At 37.7% G+C, this 12148-nt stretch carries 11 protein-coding genes; all 11 read left to right on the top strand.

Features of this window, described 5'->3' with window-relative positions:
- The first annotated feature begins 76 nt into the window (after nucleotides 1-76).
- On the top strand, nucleotides 77-964 hold the full coding sequence (gene murQ, locus FLP15_RS11710) for an N-acetylmuramic acid 6-phosphate etherase (protein ID WP_142767509.1): 888 nt from the start codon (nucleotides 77-79) through the stop codon (nucleotides 962-964).
- Between the two features lie 227 nt (nucleotides 965-1191).
- Nucleotides 1192-3117 carry a glucose PTS transporter subunit IIA gene (locus tag FLP15_RS11705; RefSeq protein WP_142767257.1) on the top strand — a complete coding sequence of 642 codons (1926 nt, stop codon included), beginning with the start codon at nucleotides 1192-1194 and terminating at the stop codon, nucleotides 3115-3117.
- 1478 nt (nucleotides 3118-4595) lie between these two features.
- A complete protein-coding gene (locus tag FLP15_RS11700; RefSeq protein ID WP_142767256.1) occupies nucleotides 4596-5657 on the top strand; it encodes a VanZ family protein in 1062 nt (353 codons plus the stop codon).
- A 349-nt stretch (nucleotides 5658-6006) separates the two neighbouring features.
- Nucleotides 6007-6768 carry a response regulator transcription factor gene (locus FLP15_RS11695; RefSeq protein ID WP_142767255.1) on the top strand — a complete coding sequence of 254 codons (762 nt, stop codon included), beginning with the start codon at nucleotides 6007-6009 and terminating at the stop codon, nucleotides 6766-6768.
- Nucleotides 6755-7630: a sensor histidine kinase gene (locus FLP15_RS11690; protein ID WP_142767254.1), complete on the top strand. Its 876-nt coding sequence runs from the start codon at nucleotides 6755-6757 to the stop codon at nucleotides 7628-7630. Before FLP15_RS11695 ends, FLP15_RS11690 begins: the two co-directional genes overlap by 14 nt.
- Nucleotides 7631-7634: 4 nt before the next feature.
- Entirely contained in the window at nucleotides 7635-8699 is a 1065-nt protein-coding gene (locus tag FLP15_RS11685; RefSeq protein WP_142767253.1) for a prephenate dehydrogenase, read from the top strand.
- Between the two features lie 201 nt (nucleotides 8700-8900).
- On the top strand, nucleotides 8901-9437 hold the full coding sequence (locus FLP15_RS11680; protein WP_223804643.1) for a GNAT family N-acetyltransferase: 537 nt from the start codon (nucleotides 8901-8903) through the stop codon (nucleotides 9435-9437).
- Between the two features lie 318 nt (nucleotides 9438-9755).
- Nucleotides 9756-11045: a 3-phosphoshikimate 1-carboxyvinyltransferase gene (gene aroA / locus FLP15_RS11675; RefSeq protein ID WP_142767507.1), complete on the top strand. Its 1290-nt coding sequence runs from the start codon at nucleotides 9756-9758 to the stop codon at nucleotides 11043-11045.
- A complete protein-coding gene (locus tag FLP15_RS11670) occupies nucleotides 11032-11247 on the top strand; it encodes a tRNA(Met) cytidine acetate ligase (RefSeq protein WP_142767252.1) in 216 nt (71 codons plus the stop codon). The genes aroA and FLP15_RS11670 overlap by 14 nt, the downstream gene beginning before the upstream one ends.
- 27 nt (nucleotides 11248-11274) lie before the next feature.
- Nucleotides 11275-11661, top strand: a complete 387-nt coding sequence (locus FLP15_RS11665; protein WP_142767251.1) for a GNAT family N-acetyltransferase — start codon at nucleotides 11275-11277, stop codon at nucleotides 11659-11661.
- Nucleotides 11658-12146: a shikimate kinase gene (locus tag FLP15_RS11660; protein WP_142767250.1), complete on the top strand. Its 489-nt coding sequence runs from the start codon at nucleotides 11658-11660 to the stop codon at nucleotides 12144-12146. The genes FLP15_RS11665 and FLP15_RS11660 overlap by 4 nt, the downstream gene beginning before the upstream one ends.
- Nucleotides 12147-12148: the final 2 nt, after the last annotated feature.

The following is a 12148-nucleotide window of genomic DNA, read 5'->3' as shown; positions in this document are numbered from 1 at the left end:
TTGAAATAAAATTTCTTTTATGTTATTATATTCGATGTGAAAATAAAATAAAATTTCTATAAAGGAGCAAGGATTGATTAATTTAGAAAATTTAATTACAGAAAAAAGAAATAAAGATACTTTTGGACTTGATAAAATGAGTGTGAGCGAAGCAGTAACATTGATGAATCAAGAGGACAAAAAAGTTGCACAGGCCGTCGAAAAAGTATTACCACAAGTTGAGAACGTTATCTCGGCAACCATTGAAGCTTTTAATAAAGGAGGACGGCTGATCTATCTCGGTGCTGGAACAAGCGGTCGATTAGGAGTTCTTGATGCAGCGGAATGTGTTCCAACCTTCGGTGTAAGTCCAGAGATGGTCATCGGTTTGATTGCGGGTGGAGAGAGAGCAATGACGATTGCAGTTGAAGGCGCAGAAGATGATTTGGAGTTAGGAAAGAGAGATTTGATTCATTTGGCTCTGACTAAGGATGATATGGTCATTGGGATTGCTGCGAGTGGCAGAACACCTTATGTGATTGGCGCACTCGATTATGCACGAGAAATTGGAGCAAATACAGGAACGATTTCGTGCAATTTTAATGCTGAAATTAGTCAGCATGCAAATTTACCAATTGAAGTTGACTGTGGAGCAGAATTTTTGACAGGCTCAACCCGATTGAAAGCAGGAACTGCGCAAAAGCTAATTCTTAATATGATTTCAACAATTTCAATGATTGGAATCGGTAAAGTCTATAACAATCTGATGGTTGATGTAAAAGCAACGAACGAAAAATTGGTTGAACGCTCAAAACGTATTATTATGCAAGCGACAGAGTGTGACTATGAAACAGCAACGCTCAAGTTTAGCGAAGCGCAAGAAAATGTGAAACTCGCGATTGTCATGATTTTGACTCAAACAGATAAAAAAACAGCAGAGCAAAAATTAATTTCTGCCAAAGGTTTTGTGAAGGATACCTTGTGAAAAAAGTTTAACTTAGCAAGTATATGCTAATTTCCCCTTCTTAGAGGTAGTGGGATAAGGGGACTGTTGCAGCTTTAGCTGCGTATAGGTCGCACCCCTAGAGGTTGTAGCCTAACAATTGGTGGAGGGAGAAAGAGTCCCTTACCAATGAAGTAATCATTTCAAAATGGAGTTCACTTATTGGAATGAATGAACTCTTTACATCTTAAAAAAGGAGGCTGTCACTTATGGCAGATGATAAAGTAAAGCGTATTGCTCGTGAAATCTATGAGCAAGTCGGAGGAGAGAGTAATGTTGTACGTGTCATTCATTGTATGACTCGTGTACGCATGACCATTAAAGATTATTCAAAAGTTAATATGGATAGTTTGAAGAAAATTGAAGGTGTTTTAGGAATAGTGGACGATGAAACTTTGCAAGTAATCATTGGACCTGGAACGGTAAATAAGGTTGCGCAAGCAATGGTAGATAAGGTAGGCGTCAAACTTGGCGACACTTTTCCTGGAAGTGAAGAAGATTTGGCGGAACTTGCTGCTCGTACAAAATCGGCAGCTAAAGATAAATATGATAAGCCGAGTAAGTTTAAAGCTGTTTTAAAGTCTATTTCTAATATTTTTGTTCCTTTGATTCCAGCATTAGTTGGTGCTGGTTTGATTGGCGGCGTAGCCTCAATACTATCAAACCTAATCGCTGCTGGATCGATTGATGCTGGAACTTGGCAACAAACGGTGTTAGTATTAAATATTTTGAAAAATGGTATCTTCACTTATCTTGCTATTTTTACAGGGATCAATGCTGCAACTGAATTTGGTGCAACTCCATCATTGGGTGGTATTATTGGAGCTGCGACATTACTAACGGGTGTAACACCAGATGCTCCATTAACTAATATTTTTACAGGAACCCCTTTAAATGCAGGACAAGGTGGGATTATTGGAGCAATATTTGCTGTATGGCTTTTATCGTTATTGGAAAAAAGATTACATAAATGGGTTCCAGATTCAATTGATATTATCGTGACCCCAACGTTAAGCTTATTAATTATTGGACTGGCAACTATTTTCTTAATCATGCCTGTTGCGGGTTGGGTATCTACTGGCTTAGTAGGAAGTATTAACTGGGTGCTCAATGTTGGTGGAGCTTTCTCTGGATTTATTTTAGGTGCTTTCTTCTTGCCTTTAGTTATGTTTGGGTTGCATCAAATTTTGACGCCGATTCATATGGAGATGATTGCAAAAACAGGTTCAACTCAGTTACTTCCACTGCTTTCAATGGCTGGAGGAGGTCAAGTTGGTGCCGCTATTGCTTTATGGATTCGCTTGAGAAAAAATAAAGATTTTGTGAAGCTGGTTAAAGGCGCTCTACCCGTTGGGATTTTGGGGATTGGTGAGCCTTTGATTTACGGGATTACTTTGCCGATGGGACGACCTTTTATCACTTCATGTATCGGTGGTGGTATTGGCGGTGCAGTGATTGGTGCATTGGGTAATGCAGGAGCGATTACTGTTGGCCCTTCGGGGCTTGCACTTATTCCTTTGATTGCAGGTGGACGCTGGTGGATTTATATTATTGGTCTATTAAGTGCTTATGCTGGTGGATTTATTGCAACCTATTTCTTTGGAATTCCACAATCTGAAAAAGATAAGGCTGACCATTGGGCGAAAGACCATGAAGTTCAAACCCTTTCACATACGATTGAACTTTTCTCACCAATGAATGGGGAAGCAATCTCACTTAGCGATGTAGAAGATGAAGCTTTTTCAACAGGAATTTTAGGTAAAGGAATTGCGATAAAACCTACAGATGGTAAATTTGTATCCCCTATCGATGGTGTGGTTACAATGACTTTCCCTACCAAACACGCGATTGGAATTACGAGTGATGAAGGAGTTGAAATTTTAATACATATCGGATTGGATACTGTAAGTTTGGATGGAAAACCTTTCGACTTGAAGATTTCTGTTGGAGAGCATATCAAGAGAGGTGATGTGTTGGTAGAAGTAGATCTAGATGCTATTAGTGCAGCAGGACTTTCAACAGTTACTCCAATTGTCGTAACAAATTCGGCTGAATATATAGAAGTGTTATCTGATACTCAAGGAAATGTGCAAAGAGGACAAAAGTTGTTACAAATTATACTAGATTCACTTTAACCAAGCAAGTATCTGCTATCTCCGCCCTTTGGGTTACGCGATAAACATTTGTCAGTTTTATCTAGCGGCTGAAGCGTCTGATAAAAAGGCTGTCCATCCTCGCTACGGTCCTACGTGCTTCACACGCCGTTCTACGAACGGTCTACGCAACTTCGTTGCTCCACTGTCCGTTTGCTTAGCTGCTAAAGCAGCAAGAGCAAAAGGCAAAGCGATAAGGCGAAATAGCAAGCTCTGCTTTCGTTCTACTGCCCTAGGGTCTTAGCGCTTAGACTTCAGGGACAAGATCACTTCGCCTTGCGATTTTAGTCGCTTTAGAGCGAATGGATAACGAAGCGGAGCTACGGTGTGACCTCATATCTTTGATGTTAAGCAGACTGTTGCAGCTTTAGCTGCGTACAGGTCGCTTAGTTGTTACACCTAGAGGTTGTGCCCTAACCTCAGTGGGAGAGAAAGAATCTCCCGCTAATGAAGTAATCATTTCAAAGTCCGATAGAGTTTTATAGCGCAGATGTCCATTCGCTCTTAGCTTCCCTTGCTTAAATGAACAGCATAGTCAGAGAAACGAATGTAGAACGTTCTCAGAACGGCGAAGCAGACATTGTTTTTACTCATGAAGTGAGATTGCAATGTCAATCCGTTGTTGGTTCTGATAAAGGATCAGTTATAACAGATAATCGGAAAACTCAAATGGCGAGAGCTGTTTGAGTTTTTTATATGATAATAGGGATAGAGGAGGAATAACTTAATTTTTGGTATAATGGGAACAAAGTTTGATAGTAGGCTGATTTTATATCAGAATACCTTATTAATAAGTTTAGTATAATTTTTTGGAAAATCTTAAGATATCTTGTTAGGATTATAGCTAATCTCAAGTGTTCAAGAATATCATATATAGAATTGATAGTTTTAACCAAGCAAATGCGTGCTATCTCCGCCCTTTGGGGCTACGCTGTCCGTTTGATTGCTATTTGGCGTTGCCTCTATTCTTGTCACTTTAGTGTCTTACAGCCAATGCCTTTTGCTCTTACTGCTTTAGCAGCTGAGCAAACGAACAAATGTCCTGTGGTCATGCGAAGCTGGCTGCTAAAGCAGTAAGAGCAAAAGGCAAAGCGATAAGGCGAAATGGCAAGTTTTGCATTCGTTCTACTGCCTAGGGTCTTGGCGCTTTGCCACTCGACTTGTAGCTTTGTCCACTTAGCGAGCATGGATACCCGTGGTGTGGACAGCGTAGCCCAGCGGAGATAGCGCTTAGACTTCAGGGACAAGACCACTTCGCCTTGCGACTTTAGTCGCTTTAGAGCGAATGGATAACGAAGCTTTGCTACGGTGTGACCTCATATCTTTGATGTTAAGCAGACTGTTGCAGCTTTAGTTGCGTACAGGTCGCTTAGTTGTTACACCTAGAGGTTGCGCCTTAACATCAGTGGGAGAGAAAGAATCTCCCACTGATGAAATAATCACTTCAATGAAAGGAAATTATGACAACATATCTTCACTCTATCCAAATTGGTGTTTTATTATTTTTCGTTTTTCTGTTGCTTGCTTTGATTCCGTATTTAATCGTGCAGTATCGAAAGTATGGTCATGTTAACACTTGGCGTTTCTTTGTCAATTTTTCTTTTATTCTGTATTTAATTTGTGCTTATGCAATGACGATTTTTCCTTTACCCAATGTAGCAGAAGTTGCAAAGATGACAGGACCTAAGCAAAATCTTGTACCTTTTGAATTTGTTAGACAGTTTATATTATATAGTCCGTTTCGCTTAGATGAGCCAGCAACATGGTTATCAGCTATTAAAAGCTTTACATTTATTCAGCCATTTTTCAATTTATTGTTGACAATACCTTTTGGGATTTATTTACGTTATTTATTTAAACGAACATTTAAGCAAACAGTTATTTTGGGCTTTTTACTAACTCTATCTTTTGAACTTTTGCAACGTTCAGCACTTTTTGGACTCTATCCTAGGCCTTATCGTCTCTTTGATGTGGATGATTTGATGATTAATCTTTTGGGAAGCTTACTCGGTTTTGCGCTTGCAATACTTTTGCAAAAAGTTCTTCCTGATTTAGATGCTGTGGCTAGTGAGCAGGTTAAAGTGAGTTTACTTCGACGTTTTGTTGCTTTTATAGTGGATGGTTTTGTAGTATTGATTGTTGGAATTTTGCTTCCTTATTCCTATCTATCAGAAGTTATTGTATTTCTGCTTATTCCCATTGTATTTAAAGCGAGTTTAGGACAATTATTGTTGAAGATAGGAATAAAATCGAAAAATAGATGGCGTATTTTATTGAGACAACTGCTGATGTCAGTGAATTTTTCATTAGTTTATTTGGAAATGTATTTTTTACAACGTTCAGGTGAGGTGCCAGAGCAGGATTTGGCACAAAATTATTTGATGGCGATGATTGTCCTTGCCTTGATTGCATTGCCAATCTTAGATGTGATTTTTGCTGGGCTGTTAAGAACCAAGAAACTTTGGTATGAGCGATTTAGTGGAACTGAGATGGCTGTTAAAACTAAATCAGGTTCATTTTGAAGTGATTACTTCATCAGTGGGAGATTCTTTCTCTCCCACTGATGTTAGTAGAACGAAAGCAGAGCTTGCCATTTCGCCTTATTGCTCTGCCTCTTGCTCTTGCTGCTTTAGCAGTTAAGCAAACGGACAGCGGAGCAATGAAGTTGCGTAGACCGTTCGTAGAACGGCGTGTGAAGCACGTAGGACCGTAGCGAGGATGGACAGCCTTTTTATCAGACGCTTCAGCGGCTAGATAAAACGGACAAATGTTTATCGCGTAGCCCAAAGGGCGAAGATAGCACGCACTTGCTAGGTTAAATGTTCTAAAAAATGTAATAGATGACAATGGAGAAAGTGAGAGGAGAGAAAGATGAATAAGATTTTTATTGTGGAAGATGATGAAATTATCGTTAAAGCGATTAAAGCTTCATTGGAAAATGAATTTCATGTGAGAAGTGTTTTAAATTTTAGAGCTGTTAAGCAGGAAATATTAGAATTTGATGCAGATTTAGTATTAATGGATATTGGTTTACCTTTTTATAGTGGCTTTTATTGGACGAGTGAACTTAGGAAAGTTTCTCAAATTCCTATTATTTTCATCTCATCGTCGTCAGATGATATGAATCAGATTACAGCGATGAATCAGGGAGCGGATGATTTTGTTACGAAGCCCTTTTCTTTGGAGATATTGTCGGCAAAAATTAAGGCACTTTTAAGGCGTTCATATGCATTTTCAGGTGCTGAGAAGTTAGAGTTTGCAGGATTTTTACTGACAGAAAACTCAATTAGTACTGACAAAAATCTTGTCATCTCGCAATCTCGTCAGAATACTGACGAGATACATGCTGTCGATTCTCGCTACGATGCTGAAACATCTAATCGAAGTCGCAGTACTGACAGAATTGAAATTGAATTAACAACATCTGAAAATAAAATTTTAACCTTACTCTTCCGAGCGAATGGTGAAGTCGTGACAAAAGAGAAAATTTTACAAGAGTTATGGCAAACTGATGAGTTTATTGATACGAATACTTTGAACGTAAAAATGACTCGTTTACGTAAAAAATTGGCTGAGATTGGCTTTGATGAACACATTATGACGAAAAGAGGATGTGGCTATGCTCTGGTTTAAATTTTTGAAATCAAAGTTGCCGCAGATAGGGGTTTTCCTTCTAATTCTAGCTATTTATGTTGTAGATTTTTTGCTTTGGCATTTGCCAATGATGGCGCTTCTGAATAGCACTTTATTTGCTTTGGTTATTTTTATTATTTACTTAGTTTCTTCTTATTTTCGATGGAAATCAATCCGAGAAAAAGTGTTAGTGCTGACGAAAGAAAATAAAAACTTACAGAAAAGGTTGGAACAACAAAACCTTGCAGAGCGTGATTTTGAAGATGTTATCCGCGTCTGGTCTCATCAAATGAAAGTTCCATTATCTGCAATTGATTTAATGACGCAGACAAAGATAAATGAGAGAGAGCTAAAAAATCAACTTTTTTCATTGGAAAATTATTTGAAAATACTTCTCGAATATCAAAGAATAAATAATCTTGCAACAGATTTTAGATTTAATCAGATTAGTCTGTCAGCACTGACAAAAGATTTGGTAAAAAAATACAGTAGTTTCTTCATTCAAAAAAATTTGTCAGTAAAGATTGAAGGAGAATGGTCAGTTGTCAGTGACCAAAGATGGCTGAGTTTGGCTATTGAACAACTGCTTAATAATGCTGTCAAATATACAAAAGAAGGTGGGATTTTGGTTCAAATTGAACCAGGAAAATTTAGCATTAAAGATACGGGAATTGGTATCCTTTCTGAAGATATTCCGCGACTTTTTGAGCATGGTTTTACTGGTTTTAATGGACGAATTCAACAAAAATCAACGGGATTAGGGTTGTATCTTGCGAAGTTGATTTTGGATAAATTAGAATTTAAAATAGAAATTACATCCGAAATTGGTAAAGGAACTTGCGTTACATTAACGAAAGAGTGAGAAGATGAAAAAAATATTAATTATTGGATTGGGCTTAATTGGTGGTTCCATCGCATTGGGGATTAAGAGAACGCATCCTGAGCATCAAATTATTGGCTATGATAAAAAAGACGTTCAAAACCTTGCTAAAACTCTGGGTATTATTGATGAAAGTATCCCAAGATTAGAGCAAATTCAAGAGATAGATGTCATTATTCTCGCTGCTCCGATAGATGTAACATTAGAAATTTTGGGTCAATTGAGCCAGCTTAAATTAAAGAAAGATGTCATTATTACCGACACTGGTTCTACGAAATCACGAGTGATGGAGAGAGCAATAAAAGTTTTTCATGATAAAAATGTGAAATTCATTGGAGGACATCCAATGGCTGGCTCTCACAAATCAGGAATATTAGCTTCAGATGTCAATTTATTTGAAAATGCTTATTATGTATTGACAGAAGAAAACGCAGAGCTACAAGAGATACTCTCTGGTTTGCACGCCAAGTTCATCATATTGAATCCAGAAGAACATGATAAAATTACAGGGCAAGTTTCACATTTCCCTCATATTTTAGCCTCATCTTTAGTTCAACAATCAGATGATTATTCCAAAGAGCATCCTTTAGTCAAAAATCTCGCAGCCGGCGGATTTAGAGATATGACACGGATTGCTGAGGCAGATAGCACAATGTGGACGGCAGTCTTATTATCTAACCCAGAGCCAATTCTCAATCGAATTAAAGATTTCAAAACTCAGCTTGATGAAATTTCAGAAAAAATTTCATTAAAAGATGAGAAAGCAATTAAATCATTCTTTGATACAGGTAAGAAAATAAGACAAGGAATGGAAATTCATAAAGGTGCAATCCCTAATTTTTACGATTTATTTATTTCTGTTCCAGATGAAAAAGGAGTGATTCTTAGAGTTTTAGCTCTTCTACAAGATATTTCAATCACGAATATTAAAATAAATGAAGAAAATCGTGAAGATATTCATGGTCAACTACAAATTAGTTTTAAAACAGAAAAAGATTTGGTAAGAGCAAGAGAGATTATAGAGTTTGCAACAGATTTCAAAGTGGCATGATAAAGAGGAAATAAAATGAAAACACTTATTTTATCAAAGCAAGTGCGTGCTAATACTCCGATCTCTTAGGTCGGAGATAAAGCAGCACCTAAGCCTTGAATTTCGTCCGACTAAATTCAGTGGCGAGTTGCCCTTTTATCAGTCGCTTCAGCGACTAGAGAAAATGGACAAATGTTCTACGAAACTCCCACTGAATAAGTCTTGACTTCATTAGCAGAACATGAGAGATTTGAAACGAAACGTTTAATCTTGCGTAAAGTTGAGATGTCTGATGCACAGGATATTTTGGAGTATGCAAGTGATGTAAATTTTGCCAAAAATGCAGGTTTCAAAATTGTAGAAGATTTGGAAGCTATGAAATTAGATATTGTTAATTTCTTCATGAAAAATAGATTAACTATTTATGGCATTGTTGAAAAAACAACTCAGAAATTAATCGGTTCAATTGATTTGAGAGTCAGAGGAGAGGGAGCAGATTTTGGTTGGTCTATTCATCCTGATTATTGGGGGAGAGGATTGATGCCAGAAGCAGTAAGTTGCCTCAGAGATTTTGCTTTTAATCAGTTGAAACTCCAAGTTTTAACAGCGAGCCATTTCGTTGGAAATCGTCAGTCTGGACGAGTAATGGAAAAAATAGGAATGAAAAAGTTAGGTCAGATTTACGATGATTATGCTGGAGAATCTCTTTTAGCGGATTATTATGCTTTGATGCGAGAAGAATATCTGAACCAGGTTTAAATATATTGAAGCGGTTACTTTAAAGAGCACGAGAAATAATACGTGCTTTTCATTTCTTTTCACAACTGTGTAAAGCAAAATAGGCGTGTATTTGTTATAATTTTAATAGAACAAAGGTAGAGTGTGCTTGCTATTTCGAATTCGAGAGAAGTTATAATCTGTATTTCGAGAAATATTTGAGTATTATATTTCTCAGCTTCTGGATAAAAATGTTGAAACGGGAAGTAGTGACTGCAATCACTTGCCTTACTGTAGAAAATTATGAAAGACTCACTGTGAATTCTACAGTGAGTTAGCTATATAGGATGGATGAAAAAAATGAAGTTAAAAATAAATTCGCAAGGGCTGCGTGGCGAGTTAAAAGTTCCAGGAGATAAGTCTATTTCGCATCGTAGTATCATGTTTGGAGCGATTGCTCATGGTACAACAAATGTACGCGATATTTTACGAGGAGAAGATGTCATCTCAACGATGAATGCTTTTCGGGCGATGGGAGTTGAGATTGAAGATGATGGTGAATTAATTAAGATTCATGGAACAGGTTTTGAAGGACTAAAGCAGCCAAAGCAAAAACTTGATATGGGGAATTCTGGAACATCAACACGTTTGATTTCGGGTATCCTTGCTGGTCTATCTTTTGAATCTACGTTATTTGGTGATGATTCTTTGTCAAAAAGACCGATGGATAGAATTGCTCAACCCTTGAGAATGATGGGAGCGGATATTACAGGACAAACATCAAGAGATTTGCCTCCTTTGGTAATAAAAGGTGGAAAGTTATCTGCAATTGATTATCAACTGCCTGTAGCATCTGCTCAAGTTAAATCTGCCTTAATCTTTGCTGCTTTACAAACCCCTAAAGGTGAAGTCTCCAAGATAGTAGAAAAAGAGAAGACACGTAGTCATACTGAAGAGATGCTTATTCAGTTTGGTGGAGAGATTGCTGTATCAGGACAAACTATTTTGGTATCTGGTGGACAATCTTTAACTGCTTGCGATGTGATCGTTCCAGGGGATATTTCTTCAGCAGCCTTTTGGTTGGTTGCCGCTCTAGTTGTGCCAAATTCGGAAATAGTTTTGAAAAATGTTGGAATAAATGAAACAAGAACAGGTATTTTGGATGTCATTTCAGCAATGGGTGCAGAACTTGAATTTTTAGAGCAAGATGATGTAGCAAAATCAGCTACAATTCGTGTCCGTACAAGTCAGCTTAGAGGTTGCGAGATTTCAGGGAGTTTGATTCCAAGATTGATTGATGAATTACCGATTATTGCTCTTTTAGCAACTCAAGCACAAGGGCAGACGGTTATTCGAGATGCGGAGGAGTTGAAAGTTAAGGAAACGGATAGAATAGCTGTGGTGGCAGATAGTTTGAATGCGATGGGTGCAGATATTCAGCCGACAGCAGATGGGATGATTATTCGAGGAAAAACACCACTTCATGCTGCGACTGTGAATACTCTTGGAGACCATCGAATTGGGATGATGGCGGCGATTGCGAGTCTTTTAGTTTCATCAGGAGAGATGATGCTTGAGCGAGCTGAGGCAATTAATACAAGTTATCCAAGCTTTTTTGATGATTTGGAGCGACTAGATGGAAATTCGTGAATTGAATTTCGGAGATAAAAAGGCATTTTCAGATTTTGTTGTTGAATGGAAAAAAGATGAAAATCCTTTTCATCATCTTTTTATGATTGAAAAAGCAAAAGAACTACAGTTTGATGATTATTTAAGTTTTGCAGAGGATTTAACCAAGCAAGTGTCTGCTAAATCCCCCACCTCTTTCAGGTGGAGGGATAAGCAACACTAAGCTTTGCTTTCGTTCTACTAAACGTCAGTGGGAGAGAAAGACTCTCCCACTGACGAAGTAATCGCTTCAAAAATAGAAACTGATGACCCTAATCACTCATCAGGAACAACTTACTTCGCTTTTGAGCAGGGTATCATGATGGGAATGTTGAATTGTCGATGGCAGATTGAAAAAGGAAGCTTGTTTCAAACGGGTGGACATATCGGATATGCTGTTGTTTCCAGTTTTCGGAGGCAAGGACTGGCAAGGAAAATGTTAGAATTTGGGCTTGAAAAGTACAAGGAGCGTGGTATTTATCGGGTTTTAGTCTGTGCAAAAGTAGAGAATGAAGTGAGCCGTCATGTGATTGAACAAGCAGGTGGTCAAATGGAAAATATCATAGACGGTGAATGCCGATATTGGATAGATTTATGAGTATAATTTTAATAGGTTTTATGGGTGCTGGAAAGTCCACAGTAGCAAAACTTTTATCGAATGATTTTATTGATTTGGATAAGATGATTGAGCAGCAAATTGAAATGCCGATTTCAACATTTTTTGATTTATTTGGCGAGGATGATTTTCGTCAAGTGGAGCAAGAAGTTTTTGAGGCTGCGATTCATATGGACTTTGTGATTGCAACAGGTGGCGGTATTGTAGAAAATACTGGAAATTTGGATATTTTAGGTTTTCAAAATCAAGTTGTTTATCTAAAAAGTGATTTTGATTCTTTGTGGCAAAGAATTTTAAAAGATGATAAAAATCAACGTCCTTTAGCTAAAGATAAGGAATTTGCGCGAAAATTATTTGAAAAGCGAACTCCCGTGTATGAAAAAGTAGCAGATTTAGTTATTGCTGTGGAAAATAAGCAACCAGACAAGATTGCTCAAGAAATTCGAGATTGGCAGGGAAATTTGTGAAA

Source organism: Lactococcus protaetiae (assembly GCF_006965445.1).
In the GTDB taxonomy this organism is placed as follows: domain Bacteria; phylum Bacillota; class Bacilli; order Lactobacillales; family Streptococcaceae; genus Lactococcus; species Lactococcus protaetiae.
This window is presented reverse-complemented; position numbering and strand designations above follow the sequence as displayed.

Excerpts from the sequence above, each read along its gene's own strand:
- FLP15_RS11705 (WP_142767257.1), top strand. The coding sequence starts at position 1,192 with ATGGCAGATGATAAAGTAAAGCGTATTGCTCGTGAAATCTATGAGCAA.
- FLP15_RS11700 (WP_142767256.1), top strand. The coding sequence starts at position 4,596 with ATGACAACATATCTTCACTCTATCCAAATTGGTGTTTTATTATTTTTC.
- FLP15_RS11695 (WP_142767255.1), top strand. The coding sequence starts at position 6,007 with ATGAATAAGATTTTTATTGTGGAAGATGATGAAATTATCGTTAAAGCG.
- FLP15_RS11690 (WP_142767254.1), top strand. The coding sequence starts at position 6,755 with ATGCTCTGGTTTAAATTTTTGAAATCAAAGTTGCCGCAGATAGGGGTT.
- FLP15_RS11685 (WP_142767253.1), top strand. The coding sequence starts at position 7,635 with ATGAAAAAAATATTAATTATTGGATTGGGCTTAATTGGTGGTTCCATC.
- aroA (WP_142767507.1), top strand. The coding sequence starts at position 9,756 with ATGAAGTTAAAAATAAATTCGCAAGGGCTGCGTGGCGAGTTAAAAGTT.
- FLP15_RS11670 (WP_142767252.1), top strand. The coding sequence starts at position 11,032 with ATGGAAATTCGTGAATTGAATTTCGGAGATAAAAAGGCATTTTCAGAT.
- FLP15_RS11660 (WP_142767250.1), top strand. The coding sequence starts at position 11,658 with ATGAGTATAATTTTAATAGGTTTTATGGGTGCTGGAAAGTCCACAGTA.